The organism is Anoxybacillus sp. ST4 (assembly GCF_019448545.1).
Classification (GTDB): domain Bacteria; phylum Bacillota; class Bacilli; order Bacillales; family Anoxybacillaceae; genus Anoxybacillus; species Anoxybacillus pushchinoensis.
This window is the reverse complement of sequence record NZ_JAHZOE010000036.1, coordinates 1-14,955: the sequence shown is the minus strand read 5'-3', so window position 1 is coordinate 14,955 and position 14,955 is coordinate 1. Positions and strand designations below refer to the sequence as shown.

16 protein-coding genes and 1 pseudogene are annotated in these 14,955 nt (G+C 40.3%); 6 read left to right on the top strand and 11 right to left on the bottom strand.

Annotated elements, in window-relative coordinates; all coding sequences use genetic code 11:
• Positions 1–123 precede the first annotated feature (123 nt).
• The gene (locus K1I44_RS13875; RefSeq protein ID WP_370628014.1) at positions 124–723 is read right to left on the bottom strand and encodes a hypothetical protein; all 600 of its coding nucleotides are present in this window, start codon (positions 721–723) and stop codon (positions 124–126) included.
• A 204-nt stretch (positions 724–927) separates the two neighbouring features.
• Between K1I44_RS13875 and K1I44_RS13870 the strand changes: the two genes are divergently transcribed.
• Positions 928–1,116 (top strand): hypothetical protein, encoded by a 189-nt coding sequence (locus K1I44_RS13870; protein WP_255573445.1) that lies wholly within the window; start codon positions 928–930, stop codon positions 1,114–1,116.
• Positions 1,117–1,140: 24 nt separating this feature from the next.
• On the opposite strand, the gene K1I44_RS13865 is transcribed toward K1I44_RS13870, so the two are convergent.
• The 4 genes from K1I44_RS13865 to K1I44_RS13850 all read right to left on the bottom strand — a co-directional run bounded on the left by K1I44_RS13865 (position 1,141) and on the right by K1I44_RS13850 (position 4,932).
• Positions 1,141–1,863 carry a TspO/MBR family protein gene (locus K1I44_RS13865; protein ID WP_219986506.1) on the bottom strand — a complete coding sequence of 241 codons (723 nt, stop codon included), beginning with the start codon at positions 1,861–1,863 and terminating at the stop codon, positions 1,141–1,143.
• A 99-nt stretch (positions 1,864–1,962) separates the two neighbouring features.
• Positions 1,963–3,456, bottom strand: a complete 1,494-nt coding sequence (locus tag K1I44_RS13860) for a glycoside hydrolase family 32 protein (protein ID WP_219986504.1) — start codon at positions 3,454–3,456, stop codon at positions 1,963–1,965.
• A 22-nt stretch (positions 3,457–3,478) separates the two neighbouring features.
• Positions 3,479–4,060, bottom strand: a complete 582-nt coding sequence (locus K1I44_RS13855) for a Uma2 family endonuclease (protein WP_219986503.1) — start codon at positions 4,058–4,060, stop codon at positions 3,479–3,481.
• A gap of 11 nt (positions 4,061–4,071) precedes the next feature.
• Positions 4,072–4,932 carry an amidase gene (locus K1I44_RS13850; protein ID WP_219986502.1) on the bottom strand — a complete coding sequence of 287 codons (861 nt, stop codon included), beginning with the start codon at positions 4,930–4,932 and terminating at the stop codon, positions 4,072–4,074.
• 110 nt (positions 4,933–5,042) lie between these two features.
• Between K1I44_RS13850 and K1I44_RS13845 the strand changes: the two genes are divergently transcribed.
• Together K1I44_RS13845 and K1I44_RS13840 are read left to right on the top strand one after the other, a co-directional pair.
• Positions 5,043–5,747 (top strand): polysaccharide deacetylase family protein, encoded by a 705-nt coding sequence (locus tag K1I44_RS13845; protein ID WP_219986501.1) that lies wholly within the window; start codon positions 5,043–5,045, stop codon positions 5,745–5,747.
• Between the two features lie 84 nt (positions 5,748–5,831).
• The gene (locus K1I44_RS13840) at positions 5,832–6,662 is read left to right on the top strand and encodes an aldo/keto reductase (protein ID WP_219986500.1); all 831 of its coding nucleotides are present in this window, start codon (positions 5,832–5,834) and stop codon (positions 6,660–6,662) included.
• A 10-nt stretch (positions 6,663–6,672) separates the two neighbouring features.
• On the opposite strand, the gene K1I44_RS13835 is transcribed toward K1I44_RS13840, so the two are convergent.
• The 3 genes from K1I44_RS13835 to K1I44_RS13825 are packed head-to-tail and all read right to left on the bottom strand — an operon-like array spanning position 6,673 to position 10,575.
• Positions 6,673–7,785, bottom strand: a complete 1,113-nt coding sequence (locus K1I44_RS13835) for a GerAB/ArcD/ProY family transporter (RefSeq protein WP_219986499.1) — start codon at positions 7,783–7,785, stop codon at positions 6,673–6,675.
• 17 nt (positions 7,786–7,802) lie between these two features.
• Entirely contained in the window at positions 7,803–9,011 is a 1,209-nt protein-coding gene (locus K1I44_RS13830; protein WP_219986498.1) for a Ger(x)C family spore germination protein, read from the bottom strand.
• A complete protein-coding gene (locus K1I44_RS13825) occupies positions 9,001–10,575 on the bottom strand; it encodes a spore germination protein (protein WP_219986497.1) in 1,575 nt (524 codons plus the stop codon). Before K1I44_RS13825 ends, K1I44_RS13830 begins: the two co-directional genes overlap by 11 nt.
• A 127-nt stretch (positions 10,576–10,702) precedes the next feature.
• On the opposite strand from K1I44_RS13825, the gene K1I44_RS13820 reads away from it, so the two are divergent.
• Positions 10,703–10,912: a YczF family membrane protein gene (locus tag K1I44_RS13820; protein ID WP_219986496.1), complete on the top strand. Its 210-nt coding sequence runs from the start codon at positions 10,703–10,705 to the stop codon at positions 10,910–10,912.
• A gap of 106 nt (positions 10,913–11,018) precedes the next feature.
• On the opposite strand, the gene K1I44_RS13815 is transcribed toward K1I44_RS13820, so the two are convergent.
• Positions 11,019–12,164, bottom strand: a complete 1,146-nt coding sequence (locus K1I44_RS13815) for a TIGR04053 family radical SAM/SPASM domain-containing protein (protein ID WP_219986495.1) — start codon at positions 12,162–12,164, stop codon at positions 11,019–11,021.
• A gap of 162 nt (positions 12,165–12,326) precedes the next feature.
• Between K1I44_RS13815 and K1I44_RS13810 the strand changes: the two genes are divergently transcribed.
• Positions 12,327–12,884: a sugar O-acetyltransferase gene (locus tag K1I44_RS13810; RefSeq protein ID WP_003395757.1), complete on the top strand. Its 558-nt coding sequence runs from the start codon at positions 12,327–12,329 to the stop codon at positions 12,882–12,884.
• 127 nt (positions 12,885–13,011) lie between these two features.
• On the opposite strand, the gene K1I44_RS13805 is transcribed toward K1I44_RS13810, so the two are convergent.
• Positions 13,012–13,833: an undecaprenyl-diphosphate phosphatase gene (locus K1I44_RS13805; RefSeq protein ID WP_003395755.1), complete on the bottom strand. Its 822-nt coding sequence runs from the start codon at positions 13,831–13,833 to the stop codon at positions 13,012–13,014.
• A 210-nt stretch (positions 13,834–14,043) separates the two neighbouring features.
• Between K1I44_RS13805 and K1I44_RS15435 the strand changes: the two genes are divergently transcribed.
• Positions 14,044–14,175 carry a hypothetical protein gene (locus tag K1I44_RS15435; RefSeq protein ID WP_003395753.1) on the top strand — a complete coding sequence of 44 codons (132 nt, stop codon included), beginning with the start codon at positions 14,044–14,046 and terminating at the stop codon, positions 14,173–14,175.
• A gap of 93 nt (positions 14,176–14,268) precedes the next feature.
• Here the strand turns inward: K1I44_RS15435 and K1I44_RS13800 are convergent.
• A pseudogene (locus tag K1I44_RS13800) lies at positions 14,269–14,841 on the bottom strand (RpnC/YadD family protein); the annotation flags it as partial.
• Between the last annotated feature and the right edge of the window lie 114 nt (positions 14,842–14,955).

Here is a 14,955-nt window from a genome sequence, read left to right as displayed (position 1 = left end):
TTGTGTCTTCTGTTGGCAGGCGAAACGATCGATCGAGTTCTTTCCGCTACCTAGGGCATTTTCTATGACCGAAATGCCCTATTTGTGCTGGGCTTTTTTATACACTAGCACTGGGGTGAATAGTTACCCATATGAAAGCTTTTCCCGCCTTATACGAAAAACACCCTCAGCCAGCTTCCTACCATTTAACAAATGCACGAAAAATTTATATTCATTCGCTTTTTGAACATGCTCTAAGAGCTGATTGTGTTCAAATAAAATAACGTGTGCAAAAGTTCTGTGATAACCCCCACCCTTTCCAGCCGGTATAACGTCTATATTACCGTATACCATTGTATTATTTTGCTCAATAACGATGACAACAGGCATATCTTTTTTTACATAAAGAAATTCTATAAACACACATAATTCCCGATCATAAACGCTAAAATCACTTGTTGGCTGCAATGGAAAAAGTACCCCTTGATGATTTTTTTCCACCCCCATGCATGTCAAACATTTTACTAAGCAAGTATCCTTAAAATCGTCTTTCATTTTTGTTAATAGGTCGATGCTTATTTCTAGAATTCTCTGCTTCCTAAAGAAAATGCTTGATATATTTTCTTCCTCCCCCTTTTCTATTACATGACTTAAATCAAAAAAACCATCAGTCGACTCGATACGACAAGAATTTTCCTTGAATTTCGCCTCAATCTCCCTTGAAAAAGGTAAATACAATTTCACAACAAACACACCCAATCGTCACAATATTCACAATAAAATTTTATCCTTTTTTTTGTCAATATGTTACGATGGAAAAAGGTAAATTTTGAGTGATCTATCAAAAATAACAGAGGGGGGCAATGGGGAACATGGGAATGCTAGTCACTATATGTTGCAATAGGCGCATTGTTAGATTTTTTGTTGTTGGGTCAGTTTGAGTATCTCATGGCAAAACGAAAATTGAAACATATGCAAGCAACAAAAATTATTGAAACACAAAAACCATTCGACAAAAACACAGTAAAGCACATGTTAGAAGATCCAAGCATTCGTCCATATTTATTTTCCAAAAAACTTTTGCATGACAAAACCATGCAAAAACAGTTAAACGAAGCGATCAGCAAATATGTATAAATCGCCCACAACCAAGGTGGGCAATTATGTTTTTTCTTTATACAAAGATGCTACGCTAATTAATATGACTCCTGCCAACAAAAATGAAACGTATGCAACAGGCGACGCAGTCCCTTGGTTTTTCACCCCGATGCCAACAAACGCCCAAACAAACACAAGCGGATATATGTAATCTCGTTGCCGGATTATGAAAAGAAGGGCTAAAGCTGTCGCAACAAGTAACATCACGATTGCCCAGAATGCATCAGATAATCCAAATCCATCCCAACCGTTATATTTTAAAGTAAATGAAATGTTGGCAATCGTTGCAACACTAATCCAACTTAAATAAATAGAAAATGGAAAAAGATCAAAAAAACGTGGATTTGTACGTTTGACCGCTTTATATAACCATATCAGCGTCAAAAGAAGAGAAAGCATCACAATAACCGAAAAGAAAAAATATTCATAATGCCACACAACAATCCACAGCGCATTCAATATACAGCTAATAACAAAAGGAACGAACGCTTGGCGATACATAGGCAAGTCGCGTCGTGAAAAAGGAACTTGTCTTAAAATCCAAATTGCCAGTAAAATGTAAATGAGACCCCAAATCGAAAATACATACCCTGCCGGAGTAAATAGGACGTTCGCTTTTCGCGATATTTCCCCTGTCGTCTGACCATTTAACGGAAGCCGCTCAGCAATGATATTCACAATAACCATAACAACGTATGCAATCATATAAATAACAAATCGTCCCATCATCATCCCCCCATCTCTCCTTTTCTTATTTATACTATTCCTCTCATGTGGACACGATAACCGTTTGAAACAAAAAGAGACGGCTTTGTGTACCGTCTCCTATTCCTCATGCCAAATATCCTTCAATGTCCACGCATCGATAGAAAGGACAGTCACGTCCCCACCTTCTGCAAATAATTCGATTCCTTGGCTCGTTTCGGATGGATAAATTCTGCCTGTCATCACAAGTCGACCGTCGTTGACAAATAGTTCGACCGATGAACGATCGATAAAGAAATGGAACGTAACAACATCTCCCTGTTTATCTAGCGTCGCTCGACGAATGCCGCCTTTGCCTTTTCCAGAGCGATTTCTGTCAAATGTGACAATAGATTGTTTTCCATCATAACGGAAAATCGTTTCTTCGCTTCCGTCTTCCGCACAGCGCACTTTCACACCAAATGCATTTCCTTGAAAATCAGCTACCGAAAAACGAACGAGTAGCTCTAGTCGATCCCCTTTCCATGGAAGTGTATACGTTCCGCCTTCTTCTTTTACTGAGATCGATTCCAGATGCATATGCTCTTGGCGCAATAATTGTAATTCCGGCACCGGCTTCATTAACAGTTTCTCGTCATCTGTCAATTCCAAAAGACGCGGAATCGTTAACGCGCCTGCCCATCCGTGTTGTTGCGTCGGCATTTGCGACTCCCACATGTCCATCCAACCGAACAAAATGCGTCGACCTTTCTCGTCTTCAAACGTTTGCGCAGCGTAAAAATCAAATCCTTTATCGAGCTCTTCAAACGCTCCGTGCACTAGTTTTCCCGTTTCATAATCAAGCGTACCAACAACATAACCTGTTTGATGAAGGTTTTGAAAACGATCGCCTTCTGGTTCGATTCCTTGCGGTGAAAACAACAAAATATCTTTGCCGTTCAAACGGAAAACATCTGGACACTCCCACATATAGCCTAAGCTGCCATCACTTTGCGCAATGATATTGACATATTCCCAATGGCGCAAATCGTTCGACTTGTATAAAACGACTTTTCCGTTGTTTCCTTCTCTTGTCCCGAGCACCATATACCAATCGTCGCCACGTTTCCACACTTTCGGATCGCGAATATGCCCTTGGCAGTCAAACGGCGGCTCGGAAAGTACAGGATTGGATGGGTCTTTTTCAAAATGGATGCCATCTTTGCTTGTTGCAATACATTGATATTGTTTCAGTTCCGTTTGCTCCTCGTTCAGCCAAACATTTCCGGTGTAAATAAGAGTTAGCACTCCTTGATCATTTACCGCGCTTCCTGAAAAACAGCCGCCTTCATCGTACCATTCGCTCGGCGCAAGTGCAATCGGTGCACGCTCCCAATGCACAAGGTCTTTACTTTTCACATGCCCCCAATGCATCGGTCCCCACTTTGGACTATCAGGATGAAATTGATAAAACACATGATATTCCCCGTTCCATTGAATGAGCCCATTCGGGTCGTTCATCCAGTTTACTGGAGCCATAATATGGTATGCTAACCGATACGTACCGTTCATTTTTTCTTTTGCTTGTTGTACTCGTCTTTCTGCTTCATAAATGTGCTTCGTATGTTTCGACATACATTTTCCCCTTCCTTTTTGTTTATATATTAGAAAATGAAAAAATATCATGTGTAGAGAACTGTATATTTGAAAACAAAGTTGAGACAAGATGATCGTTTTGCGCATCATATACTTCTTCTAGTTGCAAACGATCGTTATAAAGGACATATTTTTCAATCGTCTGATGCTGATAATCAACAATCCAATATTCCTTTACCCCTGCTTTTTCATAGTAATAACGCTTTAATAATCGGTCGTTTCTTGCGGTGCTTGGAGAAAGAACTTCGACAACGAGTTCTGGGGCGCCATAACAACGTTTGTTGCGCAGTTTCTCTTTCCCACAAACAACTGAGATGTCCGGTAACACCGTGACATTTTCTTTTCCTTTTTGCTCATCTTGGAAAAGAAGCACGACTTGCAAATTGCTTCCAAACACAAAACAATGGCTACCTTTTAACGCGAATGTGATTTCCCCAATTACATTCGCTACAACCCCCTCATGTTCGTATGAGGCTGGAGCCATGAGCACAGGAACGCCTTCGTACAACTCCATTCGTCGTTCTCCGACAAGCTCAAAAAACTGTGCAAGCGTATACAGCTGTTTTTCTTCACGCTCACTCATCTATCTCACCTTCACTTGTTTTTTTCGTTTCTACTCATCCATTGTTCCATATGATGCACAGCGATGCCAGAAAAGCTTTTTGTTCGTGCGTAGTGCTTTTGAACAATCGCCAATTGCTCGTTCATATACGTCTCGTCTTCTTCAAAAAACGAAACGTCATCCCCTTCATCAACCTGTCCTGTTTCAACCCCTACAACAATTTGCTTCCCGTGTTTTCTAGCTATTTGCATTTCTTTTTTCACGATGTCAATGATGTCTCTTGCTTGATCACGATATGCCATCATTGTCACACCGTCTGTATTCGCAATCACCCATTCCGCCAAATTTCCATTTCCATATTGTACCCTATCAAACCAAAACGGTATATCCACTTCAAACTGTAGCGATCGTTCTTTCGCAAGCTCACGCGCTCGTTGTAACAACGTTTGATACGAAGCGATTGCCCCATTTTGATTTGTCCGCCACCACTCATGCAAGTACGGCTCAACGTCTAAATGTACACCGTAAAACTTTTCATTCTTCTCGGCAACGCTTTCATATTCCGCCAGCCATCGAAATAAACGTTCCATTCCTTCTCCATTTTCAATCCAATTTGGCGCCCCATCGAGCGCATACACACGAATACCTTTTTCGGTTGCACGCCGGACAAATTGACGATACGTATCAATCGGAATTTCTTCATCGATTTGCACGTATACATCGCTCACTTGTTTTTCTTGTAAAAAAGAGAAAACGCGATCTTCGTCTTTCACAAATAACCATGGATTCCAAAGCCACGTTGCACGCACCGGCTGTCTTTCTTGTGCAAACAAATATACTCCCCCCACAACAAGTGCGAATAAAAATGCGATGATGCTAACAATTTTTTTCATCTGTATCCCTTCCCATCACCTAATTATCTTTATTTTACTACGTCTTTCAAGAAAAAGAGAATGACAAAACGACTTTTTTCACATGATATATAAAAAAGCGGGGATGAAAAATGAACGTACTTTTCTTATTTTTGTCTTTGTTGCTCATCACGACAACACCTGTTCACCGAATACATGATGATATTGTTTGGAACGTGCCGACAAATGAAAAAATGGTCGCCATTACATTTGACGACGGGCCAGACATATTATACACTCCTGACATTTTAACGATTTTAAAACAATATGACGCCAAAGCTACTTTTTTCGTCGTTGGATTTCGTGCTGAAAAATATCCGAATATCATTAAGCAGCAAATGAACGAAGGGCATGAAATTGCAAATCATACGTATAAGCATCTTGATTTTCGCGGCAAATCTAAACAAAAGATTGAGGAAGAAATAAAAAAAAGTGAAGATGTGCTATATGACATTACCGGAAAACGCCCGACGTTATTTCGTCCCCCACTTGGCTACTACAATGAGCAGATCATAGATATCGCCAAACAACGAGGTTATACTGTCGTCATGTGGTCAAAACATCAAGACACATATGACTGGCAAAACCCTGGGACAAGACGAATTGTCCGCCGTGTCATTGAACATATTCAGCCTGGACAAATCATTTTGTTTCACGATCACGGAAGCGGTAGCCGGAAACAAACTGTTCAAGCATTAAAAGAAATTTTACCGATTTTAAAAGAAAAAGGATATACATTTGTCACTGTCTCGGAACTGTTAAAACATCATCCAAACTATCGTGATTTAAATTTGTAGCTCCTTCCATCTAAACATATGTTTTGCTTTCTCATACAATTCATTTCATAATAAAAGGGAAAAATATTGGAAAGGAGCATGAGGATGAAAAGTTTACAAGATGCCGCAACGTTACATAACGGTGTCCGCATGCCATGGCTTGGCTTAGGGGTTTATAAAGTGCAAGAAGGCGAGGAAGTCATTCGCTCTGTTCGCACAGCGCTTGAAGTCGGATATCGTCATATTGACACGGCTGCGTTTTATGAAAATGAAGAAGGAGTCGGTCGAGCAATTCGCGAGTTGGGCATTCGTCGTGAAGAAGTTTTTGTCACAACAAAAGTGTGGAATTCCGATCAAGGATACGAATCAACGTTAAAAGCGTTTGATACAAGTTTAAAAAAGCTCGGTTTTGATTATATTGATTTGTATTTAGTTCACTGGCCAGTGAAAGAAAAATATAAAGAAACGTATAAGGCGCTTGAAAAATTGTATAAAGATGGCTTCGTGCGCGCCATTGGGGTGAGCAACTTCCAAATTCACCATTTAGAACATCTCCTTGCTGATTGCGAAATAAAACCGATGGTCAACCAAGTGGAGTTTCACCCGCGGTTGACGCAAAAAGAGCTTCTTGCATTTTGTAAACAACACCAAATTCAATTAGAAGCGTGGTCACCACTTATGCGCGGCGGCGAGCTATTGAACGAACCAACGCTTGTCAACATTGCGAAAAAGTATAACAAAACGCCGCCTCAAGTCATTTTACGATGGGACCTACAACATGAAGTTGTCACGATTCCAAAATCCGTCACACCTGAACGTATTGCGCAAAACGCAAACATTTTTGACTTTACGTTAACGAAAGAAGAAATGGATGCGATCGACGCATTAAACGAAAACCGCCGTATCGGTCCAGATCCGGATAACTTTGATTTTTAAGGGGGCTTGCTTATTCCCTCTTTTTTCTTTTCTTATTTTTACTATGCTTAACCATAGCGATCAAGAGAAGAATGGTCGGAATAAATATTTGAAGCGGAACATGCATGTAAATTGTAACAATTCTCAACCCTTCTTTAATGTGCTCAGCAAAATTGCTGGCGATCGCAATGGATAAAAATAAAACTGAAATCCCTAATGGATAGACAAGACGTTGATACTCTTTTAGTTGAAATAAATCAGCTGTTCCAATGACCGCTGCATAGAAAAAGATTCCCACTTTAAAAAAGCCACCTACAATTAATGCAATCATAAACAGTACATCTAATCGTTCCAAAAAGTCCGCTACACGAATTTCTTGGATCGTATTCAATAACGGAAAAGTAGAACGCGAGACGATATCGGCTCCTAACGCAGCTACATTCATCGTCATGATCACCGCTAAGTTTATCCCACTTAAAAACAAAGCGAGAAGTCCTGCCTTCATCACTTTCTTTTCCTCTTGTACGTAAGGAAAAATCATCGCAAAAACGATCATCTCCCCAAAAGGAACATATAGCGTCTGTGTGAATACAACATGAAAAATACGTGGCCACCCTTCTTCTAATATCGGCTGCAAACGATGAAGATCAATTACCCCTGCAACAATGACAAGTACGAAACCAACGATAAATATCCAATAAAGGGAAAAGAAAAATAATTGACCAGATCGAGCAATAACTTCAATTCCTTTATACACCGCATACATTACAGTCAACATCATAAGGGCATTTAAAATAAATAAAGGGGTTTCAGGATACGCAAACGTCAATAAAAGCTCCCCAAAATCACGCAATACACGGGCAGAAATATATAAAAAATAAAGTACGTACACTAATGCAATTATCTTTCCTAAAAAAGAGCCGACAATGTGTTGGACATATGACGTAAAAGGGAGGTTAGGGTAGTAGGTGAAAAGGCGGTAATAGATGAACAGCAACCCTCCTCCGAAAACCATTCCGCACAAAATGGCAATCCAAACATCTTGCTTTGCATCTACACCAAGCGGAATGACCATGGCGCTACCATGTTCAAACAAAATAGCGAGCATGAATAACTGTCGCGCACTTATACGTGCTTGTTCCACCTTGTATCACCGCCTGCTTACTGAATATACGAGCGAGTTCTTAAGCCTGTTCGTCGAATAAATGCGTCGACTTGCACATGAAACTGTACGTTAGGAAAATATTGATCACTCCATGTTTTTTTCATCTTTTTCCATTCTTCTGGATACGTACGGCGGACAACGTCCCCAAAACCGAAAATATCACTTTTTTTCTTTTGAGCGCCACGTATGGCCCTTTCCACTTCTTTCTTTATCTCTTGTTGTATGTTCTTTTCAATCGCACTCATTTGTTTCGGATCCATGAAATCAATCGGAACAAATGTTTCACCAACATCACCTTCTGTCCTCACAATAAGCGATATGATTGGTTGTCCATCTTTTAGTTGCGCTGTCACTTTTGTTTTCGATCGTATCACTTTATAAGACAATGCTTCCTTTTCTTTCCCCCAGTCAACAGTTATTGCTGTTTGTTTTATTTTATCAAGAATCCACAACACTCCACGTGCCTCTTCATTTGCAATCCAGCCTATAAGCTTTCCGTTTTTAAAAACAGCTAACTGTGTGGCACGAAGGCGTGCAGAAGGTTCCATCGTCCGAACATTTCCTTGGTCATCTCCATTTTTTCGGTTACCATCAACGTGAAAGCTACTCATGACAATTTCTTTTCCAGCAAGCGAGAAGCTTTCAATCACTTCCCGTATACGTGTATCCACACTTTCCCCCCACAAACTTTCTGTTAGTTCCAATGTTTGGATGATTTGATTAGCAGGGATTTTATCGATTGGGGTGAGCACAGATAGCAATTGTTTTGCTGTTTGACCACGAGCGACGATGACGTTCGCCGTAGGACGAAATTGGGGGTTGCGTTCGACGACATCGAAAATTTGTGTAGCCCCTTCTCTGGCGAGCTTTTCCCCAATAACAATAAGGTTTGTATGCGCGTAGTATGGGATACGTGATATTTGCTTCGTCGCTTTCCGACTAGCTTCCAATAACGTATCCCCAGTTGATGTATGTAATGCTACCGGGAGACCAGCGCTCCCTCCACCTCTTTGAGTTGCACCAGCGACATTTCCGGGATTCACCACCTGAAATGTTACAACATATTTTCCACTTCTCTCTTCCCTATCTATACCAACCGCAATAATAAACGCTAAATCTTTTAATTCTTTTTTGCTCCAACAACCAGAAAGAATGCATAGCAATATTAACAAAAAAGCAAAAAAAGAGTACCGTTTAATTTCCATCTCCTTCTTCCTCTGTTTGATGATGAGGTGGTTTTGGACGTTGCCCACCTTCTTGACGAGTAACATTTTTTTTATTAATTAAACGCGGTCGTTCGTTTAATGCCCACAATGGAAAACGAACAAACGTATCACGCAAATTGCTTGGAACTAACGGAGCTAACGGAGCCATATACGGTACACCAAACGAACGAAGGCTACATAAATGAATAACCATGCAAATTATCCCCATTAAAATCCCATAAAATCCGAATAATGCAGCTAAAATCATTAATGCAAAACGAATAAGTCTCGCAGAAATAGCAATCGCAAATGATGGAGTGGCAAAGCTAGCAATTGCAGTAATCGATACAACGATAACCATAGCAGATGAGACGAAACCTGCCTCTACAGCTGCTTGTCCAATGACAAGCGCCCCAACAATTGATACAGCCTGTCCAACCGCCCTCGGCAAGCGTACCCCAGCCTCTCGTAAAATTTCAAATGTTACCTCCATTAATATTGCTTCAATAAACGCTGGAAACGGAACTGCCTCGCGCTGTGCTGCGAGCGCTATAACAAGGGAAGTAGGAATCATTTCTTGATGAAACGTTGTTAGTGCAATATACACCGAAGGGGCTACGAGAGAAATAAAAAATACGAGCATCCGTAGAAATCGTAGCGCTGTCGCGATATCGAAACGTGCATAGTAATCCTCAACTGCCTGAAAAAATTGAATGAACACAGCCGGTACAATAAGCACAAACGGCGTACCTTCTACAAAAATAGCGACACGCCCTTCCAATAAGTTTGCCGCCACACTATCAGGACGTTCTGTATGATAAATGGTCGGAAATGTTGTAAACGGCTCATCTTCGATTAACTGCTCAATGTACCCTGACTCAAGTACACCGTCCAAACAAATACGATGCAACCGCTCACGAACTTCTCCAACAATTTTTTCATTTGCAATTCCTTTTATGTACATGATGCGTACGTTCGTTTGTGTCACTTCACCGATTGTAATGCTCTCAACCCATACATGAGGATTTTGGACTCGCCGACGAACCATTGCTATGTTTGTTGCTAATGATTCCGTAAATCCTTCACGTGGTCCACGAATCGTTAGTTGTGTACTCGGTTCTGCAATGGCGCGATATTCCCCACCCTTCACGCCGATGCGTAAAGCTTCTTGCATACCATGAATAAACAAAACGACTTCCCCAGACATAAGTGAAGAAAATACTTCATTCCACTGCTGAATACGTCCGGTTGTATTTGCAGAAGCAATTTTTTGTTCAATGTAATCCATTTTGTCACAGTCGGCCGATGGAAAAGATAACTGCACACTTAATTCAAGCAATAAATGTTGCACCATATTCTCATCAACTATTCCACTAACAAAACAAAAAACGGCCGGAAAAGTATCTTCTTTTCCAAGTAAAAAGCGGCGAATAATGATATCTTCACTGTTGCCTGTGACATCTTGAATTTTTTTTATATTCTCCTGTAGTTCCTGGTCAATAGTTCCATATATTCCTTCCTGTTCATATGTTTCCCTGCGTTTTTCAGTTCTTCGCAACCACATATTCTTCTCCCCATTTACGATCGTTTATGGTTAGAATAAGCAATAAATGCACATGTTATTCAAAAAGGGATAAAGTTTATAAAAAGTTGGTACGTTAGCAAAGAAAGTACGACAGAGGAGATGAGCAATGAAGCTTACTGTCATTTCTATTATGATTCCTATCTTGTTGATTAGCTTGGCAATCAGTATGAATTTTTTGCTTGGTATGAACGTCTATCAAGCATTTATCGATATTTTTAATCCATTTAAAGTGATGGAGCCGATCGAGTTAGGAGTTTTATTTCTCCTAGTTGGCTTATGGATTTTCGACACATGTATTCGTCTCATTCGAAAATAAATGGCAAGCATTCGTAATTTTTCCGCATATCTCATTGATGACACTTTAAACCTGATAATGACTTATGTTAGTAATGGGAATATAAAAATCCCAAACCACGCTCGCGTTAAGCGAACACGGTTTGGGATTCCCCTTTTTCCCTCATGCGCTCTGGTATATATACGCAAAACGGTTCACTTTCCATATAATCGCCCGTCACGGCATAAGCGCGAGCACGCGATCCGCCGCAAACGTAGCGAAACTCACAAATGCCGCATTTTCCTTTATATAAGTCTGGTTGGCGCAACTGTTTCATCACTTTCGATTCGCGATAAATGTGAGATAAAGGTTGCTCACGCACATTGCCACATACAATCGGAAGCAAGCCGCTCGGCATGACATCTCCTGTATGTGAAACGAACACAAAACCGTTTCCATCATTGACACCTTTTGGCGCTCGTTTTAAGCCGTCAATCATTGAAGCATGATCGGTCGTAATCGCATGCTCATAACGAATATCCCCTGCTTCAATTCGTTTTTCGCGCATTTTTTGTTGAATGACAACACGGCGATAATGTTGTGCTGCTGTCGTTTTTATATCATACGGTGCCGTTTTACTTAACTCATACAACCAACGGAACACTTGTTCATGTTCCTCGGGGCTAATGCAATCACCCATTTGTCCACGGCCGGTCGGAACGAGTAAAAAAATATACCACATTACTGCCTTTAACTCTGCAACTAATTTTGCCATTTGTTCTAAATGATCGTAGTTATAACGCGAAATGACTGTATTAATTTGTAATGGCATATGTAGCTCATTTAAATAACGAATGTTTTCAATCGTTAAATCAAACGAACCCGGTGTACCGCGAAATCGGTCGTGAATGTCAGCGGTCGATCCATCTAAACTAAACGCCCAGCGCGACAGTCCAATCTCTTTTGCCTTTTTCATTTTTTCTTTCGTCACATTTGGCGTTGCACTCGGCGTGATCGAAACGCGCATCCCTTTTTTGATCGCATATTCAGCCAAGTGGAACAAATCTTTGCGCATCATACAGTCTCCACCTGTAAACACAAGCATCGGATTGTTCATGCTGTAAATGTCATCAATTAACCGAATGCCTTCTTCGTGTGTCAACTCACGTGGATCAGGAACAGGCTGTGCGTCCGCACGACAATGTACACATTTTAACTGACACGCTCTCGTCACTTCCCAAATGACAATAAACGGATGTTTATCATAATCTACCGCATGCCCTTGTTTATGCATATCGCTTCACCAACTTTTTGAGTGATGTTCACATTCATTATAGACTGATTATCTAGCACTACGTTCGTGCGTTTTTGACGATTTTTTAAACACGTGGAAAAATTATATAGAAAGTAAATGTTATACTAAAATGGAGCAAAAAAATTAAGGGGTTGAAAAAAGATGAAATCAGAGAAAGAAAAAATGCTAGACGGTCAATTGTATCGGGCGACAGATCCAGAGTTAGTGAAAGAACGCGAACATGCCCGCAAATTAACAAGACTGTTGAATCAAACGTTAGAAACGGAACATGAAAGACGAGTTACTGTATTAAAGGAATTGTTTGGTTCTACGGGGGAACAGGTATATGTGGAGCCACCTTTCCATTGCGATTACGGATATAACATTCATGTCGGGGAAAACTTCTTTGCGAATTTCAATTGCGTCTTTTTAGATGTATGTGAAATCCGTATTGGAGACAATTGTCTTATCGGTCCTGGTGCTCATATTTATACCGCTACCCATCCCATTGATCCACTCAAACGGGCATCAGGGTTAGAATACGGAAAACCTGTTATCATTGGTGATCATGTATGGATCGGTGGAGGAGCAATTATTAATCCAGGGGTGAAAATTGGAAATAATGTTGTCATCGCTTCCGGTTCTGTTGTCACAAAAGACGTTCCTGATGATGTTGTCATCGGAGGCAACCCCGCGAAAATCATCAAAAGATTGAAATAAAAGGAGTTGTTCCAAAGAGTAATATATTGGTCCCAAAATCTAAAAAACAAACCGAAAGAATGCTGTAACATCAACACTCTTTCGGTTTTCATTTTGACGTATTTTCTACCGAAGCGGACTTTTTAGATTAAGCAAAATACACAATATAAATGACCGCTGCAAGCACAATGCGGTAAATGGCAAACGGAACGAGGCGAACACGATTAATTAAACGTAAGAAAAAGCGAATAGCAATTAACGCGAAAATAAACGCGCTAATAAAACCAACGATGAAAAACGGTAGCGCATCTAACGTAATGTGCTCCCAGTTTTTCAATAACGAAATAGCGCTTGCCCCTGCCATAATCGGTACAGCCATAATAAATGTAAAGTCTGCTGCGGCACGGTGGCTCATTCCAACAAGTACACCACCTGAAATGGTCGAACCTGAACGCGAAAACCCAGGCCAAAGGGATAAGCATTGTACAAGTCCGACAATAAACGCTTGTTTATACGTAATGTCATCTACTGTCTGTGCCACCGTTCGTTTCCCGAAACGATCAGCCGCAATCATTAACAATGCCCCAAGCACAAGCCCAATAAGAACCGTTTCAGTCGAAAACAAATGTTCATCAATATAGTCTTCAAATAAAACACCTAACACCCCAGCAGGGACGAGCCCAATAAAAATGTGCCCAAGTGTCAAATGTGGCCCATTTTTTCTTTCACGCTTTCGCAAATGAAGCAATTCGAAAAACTTATCTTTAAATACAACAACAGCAGCTAACACCGAGCCAAGCTGAATGACGACTTTAAACGTATTCGCCCCATATTTTCCTAAAAACTCGCTCGATTTTAGCCACATATCATCAACAATAATCATATGACCTGTCGACGAAACAGGCGCAAACTCCGTCATCCCTTCGACAAGTCCTAAAATGAGCGCCTTAATTAATTCAATAATATGCATTCATGTCCATCCTTTCTCGATTGGTGAAATATGTATAAATTCTTTCCATGACCTACTCTATTGTACTACAATGCTTTCATTTCTACTACTCGTACTACAAAAGATGGTGAAGATAAAATTTTCAAATAATTATATAACAGTTGTTGATTTTTTATTTCTGTTATAATACAATATAAATAACAAAAACAACATGCGAAAGGAGTTTTATTTATGGATATGTACACTAAGGCTTATCAAAGATATGTAGAAAAATGTAATGAGTTTGGTATTGAAGCCATTGATTTAATCGAGTTCATTCGCAATTTAACAACTGAGCAAGTAAAGCATATGCTACAACATTAAAGATTGGAGTGAAACGATGAACGTAGATGTAGATGTAAACGTATGAATCCCCCATTTTATTCTGTAAACAGAACGAAATGGGGGATAACAATGTTACTTCAACCTTTCAATCTCTTCCACAGACAACTCCGTCAGTTCATGAATCGTTTGTATATCGTAGCCTTTCTCCAGCATCTTTTTTGCAATATGGCGTTTTTCTAGCTGTAGTCCTTGTTGTAATCCTTGTTGTAATCCTCGTTCCACTCCTTCTCTTAAACCTTTTTCTAACGCTTTTTTCTCATATGAAATGATTAACTCCAACACTTGTTCTTTTTCTTTCGTCTCCATTTCATTCACCTCGTTTCGTAATTGCTGTTCTTCTTCGTCTGACAGTTTCACATATGTTTCAAAAAAGCCGATTAACAGTCGTTGCTTTGCTTCGTCTAATTCCATGCGCACAATCATTCGTAAAAATTGTTTCTTCAGCTCTACCCGTTCACTTTCAGTATACCCCATTTTGCTTAACAACGCAGCCGCGATGGGGTTGTCATGGCGAATGTAATCACGCCAGTTTTGTTTACGCAACTCAACTGCAAGAAATTGAAATTGGAGCACATCGAAAAACGGAAACTGGAGTGTAAATGATGAAGGTTCATTGCGAAGATGATCGTAGCTGTCAAGGCCGATTATTTTTTCCCCAAAATCGCCGGTTTAAAATTCCCCAGAAGGACCTCATTGATCCTTCTGTTTTTCTTCTTGGAGCCTCTTTTCCCGTAATCGATAGCTTTCCCCCTTTAGGTT